This is a genomic window from Candidatus Brachybacter algidus (assembly GCF_016707225.1).
GTDB lineage: Bacteria > Bacteroidota > Bacteroidia > Chitinophagales > Saprospiraceae > Parvibacillus > Parvibacillus algidus.
In genome coordinates, this window is sequence record NZ_JADJID010000002.1 from 73054 (window position 1) to 89648 (window position 16595).

Annotated in this window: 15 protein-coding genes and 1 riboswitch; of the genes, 9 read left to right on the plus strand and 6 right to left on the minus strand. The window is 38.6% G+C overall.

The genetic code is table 11. The features are described from left to right. Positions 1-23: 23 nt before the first annotated feature. On the minus strand, positions 24-254 hold the full coding sequence (locus IPI15_RS06160) for a hypothetical protein (protein ID WP_287404660.1): 231 nt from the start codon (positions 252-254) through the stop codon (positions 24-26). 259 nt (positions 255-513) lie between these two features. After that, positions 514-641: riboswitch (SAM riboswitch) on the minus strand. A gap of 288 nt (positions 642-929) precedes the next feature. Here IPI15_RS06160 and IPI15_RS06165 point away from each other — a divergent pair. Both IPI15_RS06165 and IPI15_RS06170 read left to right on the plus strand, forming a co-directional pair. Continuing rightward, positions 930-1196: a hypothetical protein gene (locus tag IPI15_RS06165; protein ID WP_287419594.1), complete on the plus strand. Its 267-nt coding sequence runs from the start codon at positions 930-932 to the stop codon at positions 1194-1196. 35 nt (positions 1197-1231) lie between these two features. Continuing rightward, the gene (locus IPI15_RS06170) at positions 1232-2983 is read left to right on the plus strand and encodes a putative porin (RefSeq protein ID WP_502711645.1); all 1752 of its coding nucleotides are present in this window, start codon (positions 1232-1234) and stop codon (positions 2981-2983) included. A gap of 626 nt (positions 2984-3609) precedes the next feature. Here IPI15_RS06170 and IPI15_RS06175 read toward each other — a convergent pair. From IPI15_RS06175 to IPI15_RS06190, 4 genes are all read right to left on the minus strand, one after another. Then, complete coding sequence (locus IPI15_RS06175; protein WP_287404658.1) at positions 3610-4416, minus strand: M48 family metalloprotease; 807 nt, start codon at positions 4414-4416, stop codon at positions 3610-3612. Positions 4417-4938: 522 nt separating this feature from the next. Continuing rightward, on the minus strand, positions 4939-6147 hold the full coding sequence (locus tag IPI15_RS06180; RefSeq protein WP_287419595.1) for a GNAT family N-acetyltransferase: 1209 nt from the start codon (positions 6145-6147) through the stop codon (positions 4939-4941). Between the two features lie 6 nt (positions 6148-6153). Continuing rightward, complete coding sequence (locus IPI15_RS06185; protein WP_287404655.1) at positions 6154-7263, minus strand: site-2 protease family protein; 1110 nt, start codon at positions 7261-7263, stop codon at positions 6154-6156. A 20-nt stretch (positions 7264-7283) separates the two neighbouring features. After that, a complete protein-coding gene (locus IPI15_RS06190; RefSeq protein ID WP_287419596.1) occupies positions 7284-8453 on the minus strand; it encodes an acyl-CoA dehydrogenase in 1170 nt (389 codons plus the stop codon). 293 nt (positions 8454-8746) lie between these two features. On the opposite strand from IPI15_RS06190, the gene IPI15_RS06195 reads away from it, so the two are divergent. The 5 genes from IPI15_RS06195 to pfkA all read left to right on the plus strand — a co-directional run bounded on the left by IPI15_RS06195 (position 8747) and on the right by pfkA (position 11975). Further along, positions 8747-9397 (plus strand): carboxypeptidase-like regulatory domain-containing protein, encoded by a 651-nt coding sequence (locus tag IPI15_RS06195; protein WP_287404653.1) that lies wholly within the window; start codon positions 8747-8749, stop codon positions 9395-9397. 9 nt (positions 9398-9406) lie between these two features. Then, positions 9407-9574, plus strand: coding sequence for a hypothetical protein (locus tag IPI15_RS06200; protein WP_287419597.1), 168 nt, complete (start codon positions 9407-9409; stop codon positions 9572-9574). Between the two features lie 109 nt (positions 9575-9683). Then, positions 9684-9929 carry a PIN domain-containing protein gene (locus IPI15_RS06205; RefSeq protein WP_287419599.1) on the plus strand — a complete coding sequence of 82 codons (246 nt, stop codon included), beginning with the start codon at positions 9684-9686 and terminating at the stop codon, positions 9927-9929. Positions 9930-10135: 206 nt separating this feature from the next. Then, on the plus strand, positions 10136-10981 hold the full coding sequence (locus IPI15_RS06210) for a hypothetical protein (RefSeq protein ID WP_287404651.1): 846 nt from the start codon (positions 10136-10138) through the stop codon (positions 10979-10981). A gap of 19 nt (positions 10982-11000) precedes the next feature. Continuing rightward, positions 11001-11975, plus strand: coding sequence for a 6-phosphofructokinase (pfkA, locus tag IPI15_RS06215; RefSeq protein ID WP_287404650.1), 975 nt, complete (start codon positions 11001-11003; stop codon positions 11973-11975). A gap of 297 nt (positions 11976-12272) precedes the next feature. Here the strand turns inward: pfkA and IPI15_RS06220 are convergent, their stop codons facing one another. Beyond that, on the minus strand, positions 12273-12983 hold the full coding sequence (locus tag IPI15_RS06220; RefSeq protein ID WP_287404648.1) for a YggS family pyridoxal phosphate-dependent enzyme: 711 nt from the start codon (positions 12981-12983) through the stop codon (positions 12273-12275). A gap of 456 nt (positions 12984-13439) precedes the next feature. Between IPI15_RS06220 and IPI15_RS06225 the strand changes: the two genes are divergently transcribed. Continuing rightward, positions 13440-14615: a class I SAM-dependent methyltransferase gene (locus tag IPI15_RS06225; RefSeq protein WP_287404647.1), complete on the plus strand. Its 1176-nt coding sequence runs from the start codon at positions 13440-13442 to the stop codon at positions 14613-14615. Between the two features lie 43 nt (positions 14616-14658). After that, entirely contained in the window at positions 14659-16515 is a 1857-nt protein-coding gene (locus IPI15_RS06230) for a hypothetical protein (RefSeq protein WP_287404645.1), read from the plus strand. The last annotated feature ends 80 nt before the right edge of the window (positions 16516-16595 follow it).

Genomic DNA, 16595 nt, shown 5'->3' on the forward strand with positions numbered 1-16595 from the left:
AATGGAAAGTTGGTTTGTGCTGATTATTTGTTAAGTTTCACATCTGAAACAGCCACGTCGTCATGTGTCAGTAATTGTTGAATCTCTTTATTGAACTTCAACTCGTCACTTTGTCTGATATTGTCTAACATGATCCTGGTCCTAATTCGCTGTTCATAGCTATTTACCATATTGATTGTAAGACCAGTCTGATGTTGGGCGACTCCAATGATCGATAATTCTGGACCTTTCGGTAAATTCTGTTCTTTGTTCATGTTGTTAAATTTTAAAAAGTGAGGGTTGCGGAAAGACGCAATTGATAAATAATTATTACCTTGATCTGGTAAAGGAAAGTTTAATCCGGCATGTATGAAAAGTGGAAAAAACTATTAGCCGAGAAGCCAACAGCAACAACAGCAGCACATCAGAAAAGCGATGTGTAATGCATGTAAAGATTCAGCATGATGTATGCTCAATGTGATAAGTCCAACCTTGTTTTTAAATAACTTTGTGTGTAACATTTTCTAAAAGTTTAATTTATTATCCTCCGTCTTACATCGGAGTAGGAATTGGCACCTGTTTTCCAACCCCGTATTTTCGGGACTTTTAGTTGGTTGCCAGTGGGTCGTAGAGCCTATTCTCTCGCCACTTCTTAATAAATTAATACACACGATGGTGGTAATAATTTGAATCAAAGGTAAATTAATTTTTGAAACCTGTATGACTAAGTATTGCCGCAACTCGTTTATTAAGAATAAATTAAGAGTTCGTACAATTCTTTAACTCTTATTAAGTTTGTGTCAAAAGCTTTATTTTATTGACATTTGCAATATCAAAAACCATTATAAACTGCGCCTATTTCCATTAAAAAAATTTTTAGAAAATTACTTTAACAAGATTATAAATCATTCAATACCATTAAAAAAGAAAAAATCATTGCTCAAAACTTTATGTTTGCATCCAATAACGGCATGATCGTAAACTCTATGTTTATTAAGGAAAATAGCACTTTTGATTTGAATCTCAGGAAAATCAACATTTCAGGAAGGTTGATTCATTCATGGCTGTTTTTTATACTGACACTCTGCTTTTCTACAGCACTTTTCTCCCAACCCGTCACTTCAGAAAAAGCCCGGGAAATCGCCGGTGATACACTTAACTTACCTGACACTGCAAAAAACGACCTTTACTGGACCTCTTCGACAATGACACGATAGAAGTTCAATTCGCATATTACAAAAATCTTCAGCTTATTCTTCCTTTTGATGACAGCCTTATTTCGCCCCAACTCCGCCAAATCGATGTAGCAAGACAATTTTCGCCAAACCTTTTTTCGCTTGGTAATACCGGTTCGCCGTCTATTTCCCCATTAATAAAACCTGAGCAGCGGGATGTGTTTGACATGGGCATTCATGCATTTGACGCATATAGTTTTACCTTTGATAATTTTAAGTTTTACAAACCCCAAACACCTTACACCCATGTGCGATACGGCACCTCAACAGGTATCCGGGATGACAATGTTTTCGCCGGAACGTTAAGCAGAACTTTTGCCAAAAATCTGACAGTCAATGTCGATTATAAACGTTTTAATCAGGTCGGAGAATTTAATCATGACCGCAGTAGAAACACAAACTTTGCAGTCGGTTTCGAAAAAAGCCATTGGAAAAACCGCTTTAAGACCCATCTTATCTATACATACAATCAATATCTTAGGGAAGAAAATGGCGGCATTCAATCCGACGCCAATTTATTACTGAATAATAATGTACAGTCAAGCCGTCTTTCTACGCCCATTTTTACAGAATTGGCAGGGTCAAAATTGAAGTCTTGGGGAGTCCTATTGAATAGCGATCTCGCCTTGTTCAAAGGTGGGGACAGCTTGTCCAGGCTTTCCTCTGACAAAGGGTTACACCTGGGTTATGAGATCAGCTATAAGAAAGATGACGGTCTATACTATGATACACAAATCAATTCCTCTATAGACAGTGCATATTACAGAAATCTGAATACTGATAGTCGTGGTATTCGCAATAGTTACTACCACAATAATTTTAAAAACACGGTATATCTTTCCGCCATAGGCAAAGAAAATAGTAGCAGTGGACAGGCAGACTACTTGAAAGCCGGCCTTTCTTATGAGCGGCACTTGCTGAAATATCAGCCTACGGACAGTTCGTTTTCTGTACTTAAGCTCATCGCAGATGGTCAGTGGGATCTTCCCGGAATCGCCGGCATCAGCGCTTCGGGATATTATGTACTTAATTCTCTGACTCCCATTTACAATATCGAAGGTCGGGCGAGTGGTAAAATAAATAAGATCCTCGATGCAGAAGTATGGTTAAATGTGCGGAACCTTCCTCCGGGATTCTTGTATCAGCACCTCAATCTCAATTCAGTCAAGGTCTATAACACCAATGGTGACAATATTTTTACCACTTATTTCGGCGGAAAAGTATTCATTCCTTTCATTAATCTTGGTGTTTCTTTGCATCAGAACATCATCACGAATTATACTTACTTTGACAATAATTATAAAATGCAACAGGTCGGCGGGGCTACTTCCATCACTGGTGTACAAGCAAAATATGACTTAAAACTTGGTGTTTTCCATCTCGACAATGATGTTTTGTGGCAGGCGACCACCACTACCCAAGTGCGCATTCCGACTTGGGCGACGACTCATGCCGTCTATCTCGAGGCGAAGTTTTTTAAGAAAAAGTTGCTCATAAATGCCGGTGTGGATGTACGATATCTTTCAGCATTTGATCGACAGGGATACAGTCCTGTGATATTAAATTTTTACAATGCAGATGGTGCCAATTCTTCTTCCATGTTCACTTACGACGCCTTCATTTCCTACAAAATCCGCTTGCTCAGGGGCTTCGTTCGAGTGGACAACATCAACAACATTTATGACAAAAAAGCGCAGTACCAGATCGATCGATATCCGATAGATAAGTTTGCGATTAAGTTTGGGTTTGATTGGATATTTAATAATTGAGGAGGGTAATGGGTAATGGGTAATGGGTAATGGGTAATGGGTAATGGGTAATTACAACAAAAATCATGACCAGATCATGACCATCTTATAAAATCTGCTTTCCATATACTCTTTAGCATAATGTCACCACCTTCGGGGTTTTTGTTATGACCTTTCAATCGATGCTATAATAATTTCACCCCTTCAGATTGTCGCTTACATCATATTTTACCAATACAGTTATAGCGTCCTCGGCGCTTCTTTGACTCTTTGCGTGAAATACTTTTTAGTTCTGAATGATCGGTGCAGCATTTGACATCTTGTCAAATCTCTCTGTGATCCTCAAAAAATGTATTATCAGAGTTTGATCTCAAAGTCAAGTCCTGAATTAGCTCAGTTATAAAATCAAAAACCTTTGTGAAACTCTGTGAAACAACCATTTTGGGTTCGCGCAAAGGTCGCAGAGGTAGATCCCGCAAAGGTCGCAAAGTTATAAAAATCATAACCCTATCTTGACATTCTTATTAAATCTGCGTTCAATTTCCTTTTAGCATAATGTCACCACCTTCGGGGTTTTGATTATTACTAATTAATCGATACTATAATAATTTCACCCTTTCAGGGTTTTCGTTTGCATCATATTTTTCCTATGGAAGGCTCGCTTTGAAAGCTGTGTAATTAGTTATTTCTTCAGAATTATTAATATTACCACCAGAACAACTTAGACTATTAGCCTCGTTTTTGATGGCCTCCACGCGGTTATCAGGATTGGGATGAGTACTTAAAAACTGTGGAGGATTACTACTACCCATTGCGATTATTTTTTCAAAAAAATCTGCTGCACCTGCTGCCCTAAACTTTGTAGGACATAGGTATATAGAACTATACTTGTCCGCCTCGGATTCATTGACCCTACTAAATTTAAGACTAATCAATGATGCTGAAATTTGTGCCAATAATCCTGGATTTTCGCCCAATAATACTGTTAATAATGTACTGATGCCATATTGTTTCGTCATGGCCTCTGTACTATGCCTTTTATCCGCATGAGCCATCTCATGACCCATCACACCTGCAAGAGAAGAGGCGTTGTCTAAATATTTGATCAAACCTGTGTAGATATAAATATACCCACCCGGAGTACAAAACGCATTCTGAGTAGTATCGTCTTTAATTATGTGAAGCTCCCAATTAAAATCATTCTTATGAGTAACCTGGCCGCTGGCTAGTATCTCATCCCTCATAGCATATAGATAATTATAGGCAGCAGCATTGGCGACTGGATCCAAAATCGGAAATTGTGCCGGATCAGCGGCTATCTGAGCTGCTGTCTGCATCCCCAAATCTTTATCGTCCTGTATCGAAAATATATTGATGCCCTCATCCTTATTGCAGCTAAAGAATAGCGTCGTAGATAGTATTGTGGCAAAAATGTAAAACGAAAATCTTTTCATATTAAAATTAATTGTGTGCATTTTGTAACATTGTTATTCAATTAAAAATGATGGGTAAAAATTACTATGGCTACCCCAATTTTCCAATTTGTTTTTAGATAAAACGAAATAAATATTGGCAAAAGTACACATTTTAGCTTATTTGGTTTTCGGCAGATGGATTGATCGGGAGATTGGGTGATCAGATGATAAAGTGATCGGGTGATAAGAGCAGGCTGAACTTCTAGTTTTAGATCAGAGGCGATTATTTTAACAAACAAATGCTACGGAGCGTCGTCTAATGGCTCCAAGACATCTGACGGTTTAGGATAGCTTCCAAAATAAAGCGCAAAACATCCATTACACAGCAAAAGATTGAATAATTTTTGAATTGTTGATAAGGTAGCCGCCTACGGGGCAAGTTTTCATAGCATGGCGTTTGATTACAAACAGGTAGGACCTATGGCCCAAAAATTCTCCTAGCATGGTAATTATTTTTTTGAAAATGGCACCTTTAATCCACAAATGATTGTGACGACAAAATCACACCGCTTCCACCACGCCTTTCTTATCCAAAAATGGATGCCTATTCTCCCACTCTTCTCCTTCCTGTCTCGGACTCATACTATTGAACCAACGTCTGATCCATGAGTTGCTGATACATAGAAAGGTAGAAAGATATTTTGGTTCACAACCGAGGCGAGCCTTCGCTTCCAGAGCAGTGCGGCCCATGATGAGCAACTTACATCTACTCTCAATAGCTGTCTCCACACCGAAGAATAACATATTAAAATACAGATTGTGCTGTTTATTACTCTCGTAATCAAATCCAATGTAATACATATCCAGTGTGCCATTATATTGCCAAGCTGAATAAAATGCAATTAACTCACCGTCTTTGAAGAAGCCCCAGATCCTAAATGCCTTTTCGAAAGATTTTTTAAGCATGGGCAGGTATGCCGCAGAAAGATAGCCAAGCCTTACTTGTTGATTATTGGCAACTTGATTGTATAATTTAAATATAGGGTCTTGGTGCTTTATCACCTCCTCCAGCGACATTTCACTTACAGACACCCCATTCATTTGGCTTCTGACTTTGCGATAGCGCTGGGCATATTTATGCTTTAATGCCTTTTCATAGTCTTTGATCGAAGTCCATTCCGGATCGACCTTCATTTCCATTGAAATATCGTTGGGCATACGGATGAAATCCGGCTTCAAGTTCTGAAAATGGGTTACTAAATTCTGGGGTAGATCCTTGATCAGAAGCGCCTTTGCACGGGTATATTGCACACAGGCATCCATCATAGCAGCATAGATGGTATATGATTCATAAGCCCCTTTGGTCCTGGAATGAAAGGTCGAGATCTCATGATGAAATAAATGCCCGGCGACAAGTAACCTTGGACATAATACTCCGCAAATAGTCCTCCAAGCAGTTTTAGTTATGAAAGGGAGATTTTCATCATTCAAGTGATATCTACAGACAGCTAACTGTTGAAAATAGGCAACAGCTATCAACTTTTCTCCATCAAAATATCCAACATAGAGATGAGTAATATCCGGCAGTGCAGCTTTTTCAGCGAGTAAAAGAGTATTAGTTCTTAGAAAATGCTTTAATGGCAATATCGTATTCCATGCTTCTGGAAGTTCGTCCACATTGCGATATATTCTGACAGCAGAAGATGTTGACTTTACTCCGCAATACGATTTTCGTACAGGGACTATCTGATGCTGTGAAGATTTGGCCATCTATAATTACTTTTTTTGCCTTAACAGCTTCTTGTCTACCATGTTCTGGTAGAAAGTATATTTGTCAAGGATGCCACCCGGAATTCCATCTCTGATCAAAAGACATAGATCAGTTTTTCCTTGTAGGAAAATATTATAACATTCCATCCATACAGCATTATGCGATATTGAAATAACAGCATTCAGCTCGAGGTTATCCAATGTCACATAAGGGTCAGGACTCGCCAGGATCTGCTCCCTGCTGATGCTTCCGAGGACATTTCCATCTTTATAAACCGGAAAAAATGGTTGCTGGGTATAATTCAATAATTCTCTGGCATTTGTGACTTTATCATCATGCTGAAAATATTGAAAGTCAGACAGCCCCAGCCCTTCAATCGTCGTGCTTTGGAGGATAGATTCCGCTTTCGTCTGACGATATTCCATGTAGGCTCCCTGAAATATAAAGATTCCAATCAGTGCTAAAATAAAGTTCCCGGAATATAATCCTAGTCCAATAAATGCCAAACTGCATACCTGGCCAATACGTGCTGCGATCAATGTGGCTGTAACTTTCTTCCATTTCATGGCAAGTAATGCCCTCAGCACCCTTCCTCCATCCATTGGAAAAACAGGAAGCAAATTAAATATGATCAATGTAACATTGACCACCATCAAAACACTGAAGAATTTTATTGGATTGCCATTGAAAAAATACAAGTTTTCATCAATATGAAATATAGGATTCACACCCATTCCAACATATAGCACAAGAAAGATGATAGTTGCAATGACGACATTTACTGCCGGTCCAGCCAGTGCTACCACAAGTTCCTGAATTGGTTTATCGGGCATTTTCATGAGTCGGGCTATTCCCCCAAGTGGTGTAAGTATAATATCCAGTGTTTTTACACCATATCTACGCGCCGCCAAAGCATGTCCGTATTCGTGCAAAACGACACACAAAAATAAACTGAGGATAAAAAGGCCGAACCACAAAGCTCCCGCCACACCCATATTATCTGTATAACCGGTGTAGATGACATAAAAGATAATATAACCGAACGACCAGTGGATTTTTACAGGGATATCAAAGTATCTACCGACGGATAAAGAACCTTTTTCAAATATGGCCAATGTGCTTGTTTTATTGTGAACTATACAACGTTGAGCGGTACATATAGTTCACCATTGATGATGCCGCGGGCGATGACAAGTTTCTGTATCTCACTAGTTCCTTCATAGATCTGTGTGATCTTGGCGTCGCGCATGAGTCTTTCCACATGATATTCTTTTACAAAACCATAGCCTCCATGAACCTGCACTGCTTCCACCGTATGTTTCATAGCAGCATCTGAGGCGAAGAGTTTCGCCATACTTGCAGAGATAGTATAATCCAGGCCATTGTCCTTCATCCATGCTGCGCGATGAACCATTAATCTGGCCGCTTCAATATCTGTAGCCATATCCGCCAATTTAAAGGCGATGACCTGATGCTGATATATTTCTTTACCGAATGATTTTCTTTCTTTGGAATATGCAGTAGCTAGTTCAAATGCTCCGGCAGCGATGCCCAATGCCTGTGATGCAATTCCTATCCTCCCTCCGGACAAGACTTTCATGGCAAATTTGAAACCAAACCCATCTTCTCCGATCCTATTTTCCTTAGGTACTTTGACATCGTTGTACATGATGGTGTGTGTATCTGATGACCTGATGCCGAGTTTGTCCTCTTTTGCACCGATCTCTACTCCTTCCCAATCCGTCTCAACGATGAATGCATTGATCCCTCTGTGTTTTTTTTCCACATCAGTCTGAGCGATGACTAAATGTATTTTTGATGAACCGCCACTTGTGATCCAGTTTTTGATACCATTCAACAGATAATGGTCACCCATATCAACAGCTGTAGTTCTCTGACTTGTCGCATCACTTCCGGCTTCGGGCTCACTGAGACAAAAAGACCCAATTATTTCTCCGGAGGCAAGTCTTGGTAAATATTTTCTTTTTTGCTCTTCTGTTCCATACTCTTCAAGACCCCAGCATACCAGGGAGTTATTGACAGACATGATGACACTGCAGCTGTTGTCAACTTTGGATATTTCTTCCATAGCGAGTACATAACTGATCGTATCCAGTCCGCTCCCGCCATATTCCGGAGAGACCATCATGCCCAGAAAGCCCATTTCGCCCATTTTCTGGACAAATTCTTTAGGAAATATCATTTTTGTGTCCCGCTCTATCACTCCGGGGAGGAGTTCTTTTTGAGCGAATTCTCTAGCAGCTTCTTTAACTGCCATATGTTCATCTGAAAGTGTAAAAATCATTGATTGTCGTATTGATAAATAAAAAAATTGGATGTCAAATATCTGACGTTATATGACAATAAGCTGCGCAAATGTATGATTTAAAAAGGATTGTTACAATAGTAAGGTCATTTTTCAATAATTTATAGAAATCTGTAAGAAGTAATGAATTATCCTAAAATCTATTAATTAATTCATAAAATCCTTTAAAAATAAAGCATTTCACTTGAATAATCATTTTCTTCCAAATTCCGAAGCCATCTTTTTCTATCTTTATGCGTTATAGTAGCAATATAAAATAAATTATTCGTGCGATGAGGTCTGGTATATTTTTTTTGATTTGCATTCTTCTTGCTTTCTTTTCGGAAAGTTCTTTAGCTCAGCGGGGCTATCATGGGCCTATACAATTAAGTGGTGTGGTCGTCACACAAGAGAATGGTCAACCAGTGAAAATGCCTTATGTTACCGTTGCGGTAGAAGGCACTAATAGGGGTACTTATTCCAACTGGGAAGGTTTCTTTTCACTAGTAGTAGAAAAAGGTGAAAAGGTTGTCTTTACTTATGTGGGTTACAAAACTGTAGAATATATCATCCCCGACACACTCACTACTAATAGATATTCTATCTTCCAAATCATGTCATTTGATAATATCTTATTGCCTGAGACAGTCATCTATCCTTGGCCTGACAGGGACAACTATCGTGCCGAATTCCTTGCCATGGATGTCAATAGTGATATTACCGATCGTATTCAGGAGAATCTTGATAAAAAAGTACTTGCTTCACTTTATGACAAAGTGCCTGTAGATGGCAAAGAGTCGACATCACAGTTTCTTCGTCAAAATGCAGCTTCCTATTATTATCAGGGACAAGTCAAGCCGATCAATCTATTGAATGTTTTCGCGTGGAAGCAATTCATGGACGCATGGAAGGCAGGTCAGTTTAAGAAGAAGAAGGAAAAATGATAAAGAGCAATGACTGTTGTAATTGATCAATCAAATTTAAAAGATACTTCAAAAATTCTTAGCAAAAAATTAAAGAAGACTCCCAAATCAGGTAACTTATCGAAGCATTTTGGTAAGCTTAAAAGAAATATCGATGGTTTAGATTATCAGATTTTGGTGAGAGAAAATGAAGATTGATTTTATTGCCAATACCAATTTCCTAATTTATCTTCACTAAGAAAATAAAATAATAGAGCCTTTTCTTGTTTATAATTTTGGTGTTTCGTTTGTTTCTGAAATAGAAATATTGGGATTTCATGGTATTACAAAATCTGATGAAACAAAGCTTAAATTGCTTTTGAACGATTGCTTTCAAATTGAGTGGAATACAAAAATCAAGGAGCAAACAATCCAATTGAAGAAAAAATATAGCATCAAACTTCCGGATGCAATTATTGCAGCAAGCTGTTTAGTTTATGACATTCCTCTGGTTACGGCAGATAAAGGTTTTTCTAAAATCAAAGAATTAGATTTGGTTCTGATTGAATTATAAAAACTGATCCTTTCATTCCTTATCCGCCGCCATTGTGGCAACAGGAATTGCTTTTCCTATCTCTATTAAGATCCGTTGGGTTTGAATTTCTTTCTATTTTCAAATCCGGTTTTTCTTTTATTATTAATGCGCAATCCACAAACTTGAGTTATAAATCTTTGCTTAGTGTAAATAAAACACTAATTTTGCACCTAAATTAATAATCTGTGAAAATCGTAGTTGACTGCGGAGGGACCAAAGGTGACTGGCGCTTCATAGCGCGCGATGGCTCCGTAACCAACTACGAAAGCAGAGGCTTTAGTCCGGTCACTCAAAGTATGTGGGACCTGGAGCAGATCATAAAGATCGATCTGCCGCTGATAGAAGACACTGTCGCAGAGGTGCATTATTATGGTACCGGAGTTCATAGCGATACGATCATTCATTCAATGACATCGACGCTCTCACATTTGCTGAAAGCCAATACTGTCAATGTCAACACAGATCTTTTTGCTGCATGTAGAGCTACGTGTCAAGACAATCATGGCATCGTAGCAATACTGGGAACAGGATCTGCTTCCTGTTTATATGACGGGAAAGAAATCGTGGATAAGATTCCATCTCTTGGGTTTATTGCCGGTGATGAAGGGGCTGGATCCATGATAGGAAAAAAGATCCTTCAATCTTATTTTTACAGAGAAATGCCTCAAAAGATACAGGCAGCTTTCGAAGAAAACTATACATTGACAAGGGAAGAAATGTTGGAAAATATTTACAAAAGACCGGGTGCCAATAGCTATCTTGCTTCTTTTGCCAATTTTGCATTAACTTTGAAAAAAGAACCATTTATTCACAATATCATCATTGAGGAATTCGATCGTTTTACGCTAAGACATCTTAGCAAGTATGAAAATGATGGAAGTGTAAAATGTCATTTTGTAGGGTCAATTGCATGGTTCTTGAAAGAAGAACTTGAAATTTCCCTAGCAAAATTTGGATTACAATTAGGAAACATCATCAGAAAGCCCATCGACCAATTAGTCGCGTATCACCATATCACCCACATTAATTAATTATTATTCTATTAAGCATATGATCAAAAGAGTAGGTATTTTAACTTCAGGCGGTGACGCACCAGGCATGAATGCCGCCATCAGAGCGGTGGTTAGAACTGCTATTTACCATGACTTGCATATCTATGGCATCATGAATGGTTATGAAGGACTAATCGAAGGAAAAATAAAGAGACTCGAGAAAGGCGATGTTGGTAACATCATCCAAAGAGGTGGTACCATTCTTAAAACATCCAGGAGCCAACGTTTTATGACCGTCGAAGGTCGTCAGCAAGCATATGAAACATTATTGGCAAATGACATTGACGCTCTTGTCGTCATTGGTGGAAATGGTACGCTGACAGGTGCAGCTATATTTTCAGAAGAATTCAACATTCCCATCATTGGTTTGCCTGGAACGATCGACAACGATCTTTCGGGTACGGATTATACCATTGGGTTTGATACTGCCATCAACACCGCCATAGAAGCTGTTGATAAGATTCGCGATACTGCAGATTCTCATAATAGATTATTTTTTGTCGAAGTTATGGGTCGTGATTCCGGTTACATCGCTATGTATACGGGTATCGGAAGCGGCGCCGGCAACGTGCTTGTTCCAGAGATCGACACTAATCTTGAAGATCTGGTAACAGCATTGAAACTTGCGGCCAAAAGGGATAAACTTTTCTCTATCATCATTGTGGCAGAAGGATGCAAAATGGGGGGAGCACAGGATATTGCCAAAAAAGTAATGGAACAATTCGCTGATGTAGAAGCTAAAGTTACTGTCATCGGACATTTGCAAAGAGGTGGCGCACCATCTTGTCAGGATAGGGTACTCAGCAGCCGATTGGGCTATGCTGCCATTTATGGTCTAATTAATGGTGAATCAGGTTGTATGGCCGGGGTTATCAATAATAAAGTCATCTTTACCCCAATCATGGATGCTATCGTTCAGCAAAAAGAATTGAATGATGACTTTATAAAATTGGCGAAGATATTGGCGATATAGATCATTATATTAACTCAAGTTTCGGCGTTAAATATAAGTCTTAAGAGTATTGCTACCGCTCAAAATAAGGTAGAAATTAGAAGTTAGAAGCTTGCCCGACTAAAGGAGTACCGGCGGGGAAACTTCGATGATTGAGTCCCGCAAATAAAATCATCTAAATAAATATAAGAAATTTATTAACCATACTAAATAATAGATTTACAGCAATTTAGTTATATATATTCACAAATTATTTTATATTTATATTATTGATAAACAATGCAATAAGCAACTTCTAAATTTTAGATATTAAAAAAATCAGCTGTAAATCCTTGGCCCAAACACTGCCGACCCGACCCTTACCATCGTCGCACCTTCTTCGATGGCTACTTCAAGGTCTCCACTCATTCCCATAGAGTATTCTTTGATATATTGTTCTCCTGGATATGTTGTATTGATCTCTTCTCCTATAGCCTTCAGTAATCTATATGACGGCCTAGCTTCTTCGGCAGTATCAGCAAATAGCCCTATTGTCATTAATCCAATGATGTTTAATGTTTTGACATTTATTATTTCCTCTACAAAAGCCAAAACGTCCTCCGGTGCAAGCCCAAACTTACTTTCCTCAAAGGAAGTATTGACCTGGATCATTATATCCAATTTCCTCCCCAATTCAGTAAGTCTTTTGTCAAGTTCTGATACCAAAGAAAGTGAATCAACTGTCTGAATCGCATGAGCATATTTTAATACTTCTTTGACTTTATTGGATTGTAGGTGACCAATGAAATGTCGTTCATAATCCAAATCTGAAAGTTCATCTGCCTTTGAGGCAAATTCCTGCACTTTGTTTTCACCGATGAGCTTATGACCACTCTCTATAGCGATTCGAATTCTTGAAGGGTCGACTGTTTTGGTTGCTAGTAAGAGTCTTACTGAACTAACTTCTCTACCTGCTTTTTCACACGCGTGTCTGATGCGCGATTGAATAACTTCAATGTTGTGGAGAATGTCTGATTGAATCTGGTTCAAGTTGATGGTTTTTCTTAGGGTAAAGTTATAGATTTGAGATCATTTTCCTATAAAAGGATTTTACTCTCGGTCAGGATGGACTTGAAAAACATGGAAAATGTGCTGGGAATCTCACCCCGCCTACTCCACATCATCTCTTCCCGAATCGGGTGCGGGACTTTCGATGCGCTTCAGCATTCTTCGAGATTTCGTTACGTTTCACTTCCTTTAAAAGGTCGCTAATGCACCTTTTATTCGTCGTTCACCCCTCCGACCGGAGGGGAAGTCACCTCATTGTTTTGTTTTTTATGTTATTACCACAACGCTTAATAATTAACGAAATGTAATGTCGCATCTTCCCCTCATGCTGAGGGGTGCCAAAGGCGGGGTGAGATATTTTGATGCCTGCGCTAATAGGCGGGGTGAGTTTTAATTCGATTTATTTTTTACCATTTTTTTACAGACCTTTGTCCACACATGAGCGAAACAAATAAAATAGCAGCCTTTTTTAAAGTACTTGAAGCCTCCATTGAAGAAAATGGTTTCATCTCTTTGACTCTAAGTAAGCCGAAGGACAAGCACAGTCTCGTCAAAAATATTTATCTGCGACCCATTTTGCTTCAAAGCGAAGAAATGATCCAGATGGTGATCAAATATCCCACAAGGGAAGAAACTAAAAATCTATCTGTTCCTGATTTTCTGGCCTTTTTAAGCCTGAGTTTGCAGAGCCACTTTGGATATGCACATGTTTTATTAAAAAACCAGGAAGGACACCTTTTAGTCTCAAATAGAGGTTTTGTAACTTTAAAATGGAAGAAAACTACGCTCGAAGCTTTTCAGCTGCCTATACACGACAAAGAAAAACAATACCTTGTATCAACAGAAGCACCATTTCTTCGGCCTCTCGGTATAGCTTCCGCCAGTGGCAACATCATCAAAGAACATTATAAAAAATACAAACAGATCTCCCGCTACATAGAACTTTTCGCTCCACTAACCGAATCTTTAGATAAAGCAAAAAAGACAACCATCGTCGACATGGGTTGCGGTAAAGGTTATTTGACTTTTGCTATGCATGACTGGATGCGCACTTCCGGTTTTACAGATGTAGAAACACTCGGCATTGATATTAAGTCTGATGTCATTGCATCTAATAACAAAATCGCTCAATCAATTGGTTACGATGGATTAGAATTTATCAATGGTACCATCGATACCACAGAAGATCTTCAACCGGATATTTTAGTTGCGCTTCATGCTTGCGACACTGCTACAGATGACGCTCTTTTTTATGCCATCCAACAGCAAACAAAGATTATCGTTGTCGCTCCTTGCTGCCACAAACAAGTCCGAAAATCTATCGGCACGAATGACCTCACCAATTCGTTATTGAAATATGGCATTATCAAAGAACGTTTTGCAACGGATCTTACAGACATGATCCGAGCCAATATTTTAAAATATCTTGGTTATCAGGTGAAAGTTATGGAGTTCGTCGGGCTGGAACATACACCAAAAAATATCATGATCACGGCAGTTTACAATGGTCAGAAAAATGAAATAGCTTTGGAAGAGATCCATTCCTGGATGACCCTTTTCAGCATAAGTAACCACTACCTTCTAGACCGGCTACAAATCAGTGTTGGGATATAAGCGCTGTTTTATGTAACATTGTAAAACGGTTTTATCAAATTCAATGTTAGTAAGACACAAGAGAAACATATACTTAAAAGATCGGAGGAAAAGCTGTTTTCTTACCAGGCTTTGCCTTATTTGTTTTTTTTGCTGCATCTTCCATTTTCAACAATCCTTAGCTTTTTCAGTCGACACTTCTGGTATTGATTCCATTAATCTCATTAATTCTTCAAAAAGTTTAGGTGGTATTATTGAAAGTGGAAGTAAAAAAGAAAGCCGTCAGGATTATTTTACCAGATTTGAAGGAAAGATCATTCGCGGAATCCGGGTTTCTACCCAACTTTCAAAATTTAGTGTTTCCAATAGCAAACCAGAATATGTTCAATGGAGTGCACGTGCAGGATTAAAAGCGGCTGAGGCACTTCATGCAGACACAAAAAGAAAAAGAATTTACGATTTTCTCTTAATCCATGAAGGAGAAGAAATAAAATCACAGAAAATGGTGGAGGCCGAACGTTTGCTGCGTTCGAATCGATTTATGGACGATGCTATCTTTATAATCCGTGAGGAGACAATGAGCAATGATTCTGTTGAAATACTTATTCTAACAAAGGATGTTTTTTCATTAAAGCCCGAATTAAATTATTTTTCTCCACAAAAATTTACTGTTGGTCTGGTGGAGGCTAATTTCCTTGGCCAAGCAAACACTTTTGGCATCAATATTCATAAGGATCCTGAGTCAATCAATAAAGTCAGGGCTTCTCTCAAATACACTTTTAATAGCCCTTTTGGCAATTACATCAATTTTTCTGGCGCATTTAGCGCCTTTGGAAGGAGCCTAACTTCATCACGAAGATCTGAAAACTCTTTTATTGTTTCTGCGGAACGTCCATATCTGACCAATTTATTTCGATGGCAGGGAGGTGTCGTCCTTGGGGTTTTTGCCAATTATGATTATTTCAATGACACGCTATTTTCTCAAAAAAACAAATATAAGTATACGCTGCTTGATTCCTGGATTGGGCTAAATAATTATAAACTAAATCTGTTCAACTTACTTAAGAAAGAGTGGTCTATTCTATATACAGCCCGGGTAACATCTAAATATTTTTCTCAAAAGCCAAAGTTTGTGGACCAGGATTATGTGTTCAATGTGGTGGATAATACGAGTTTCCTTTTACAGGCAAGTTTGTTTCGAAGGAGCTTTTATCGCTTTACACATCTTTTCGATCTGGGTCGACCGGAAGATATCGAAACTGGTCGACTTATTTCGTTGACTGGAGCGTATGCAGGCAGAAATCTCAACCCGGGGTTTTATACAAGTTCTGAATTCCAACTTACTGAGCACCTGGGTGAAGATAATTTTATAAATTTAAAATATTCTATTGGCGGATTCTACAATAACAACGCTTTTTATGATGGCACCGCTATATTATATGCCTTATTCATTCCCAGGAAAAAAGACCTCGGGGAATATTACTGGCGCAATTACTTTTCTTTGGCATACAGTCATCTTTTCAAGCAACGATATACTCCGCTAATACAGGGAGAAGGCCAATGGGGACTGATGGATTATGGCAATACAATTACCACAGGTAATAAGAGGTTGGCATTTAGATTCGAAAGTTTACTTTTCATAAAAGAAGAAGTGTGGGGCTTCAACGTCGCTCCACTTTTTACCAGCCAATGGTTATATATGCATCGGGATAAAGATGAAAGTGACGAAATATATTCAGCACTTGGTTTGGGGGCAAGGCTTAGAAACAGACGTTGGATCGCCAGTGCTGTGGAGGCCAAAATGTTCTTTTACCCGCGCCTTGTCGGAGAAGCCGGAACTATTGGTTTCTCTTTGCGTTCCACTTTTGACCTTACAAGCACATTGTCTTTACTGCACAGACCTGAATTTATTGTTCTTTAATTTCCTTTATGCATTTAATATGTTCCACGTGAAACATACTTTTTTAATATATGTTAATGTGAGATATAAATTATCTAATA

Coding starts and splice junctions, on each gene's coding strand:
- pfkA (WP_287404650.1), top strand. CDS start 11,001: ATGATCAAAAGAGTAGGTATTTTAACTTCAGGCGGTGACGCACCAGGC.
- IPI15_RS06180 (WP_287419595.1), bottom strand. CDS start 6,147: ATGGCCAAATCTTCACAGCATCAGATAGTCCCTGTACGAAAATCGTAT.
- IPI15_RS06175 (WP_287404658.1), bottom strand. CDS start 4,416: ATGAAAAGATTTTCGTTTTACATTTTTGCCACAATACTATCTACGACG.
- IPI15_RS06195 (WP_287404653.1), top strand. CDS start 8,747: ATGAGGTCTGGTATATTTTTTTTGATTTGCATTCTTCTTGCTTTCTTT.
- IPI15_RS06230 (WP_287404645.1), top strand. CDS start 14,659: ATGTTAGTAAGACACAAGAGAAACATATACTTAAAAGATCGGAGGAAA.
- IPI15_RS06225 (WP_287404647.1), top strand. CDS start 13,440: ATGAGCGAAACAAATAAAATAGCAGCCTTTTTTAAAGTACTTGAAGCC.
- IPI15_RS06200 (WP_287419597.1), top strand. CDS start 9,407: ATGACTGTTGTAATTGATCAATCAAATTTAAAAGATACTTCAAAAATT.
- IPI15_RS06190 (WP_287419596.1), bottom strand. CDS start 8,453: ATGATTTTTACACTTTCAGATGAACATATGGCAGTTAAAGAAGCTGCT.
- IPI15_RS06165 (WP_287419594.1), top strand. CDS start 930: ATGTTTGCATCCAATAACGGCATGATCGTAAACTCTATGTTTATTAAG.
- IPI15_RS06160 (WP_287404660.1), bottom strand. CDS start 254: ATGAACAAAGAACAGAATTTACCGAAAGGTCCAGAATTATCGATCATT.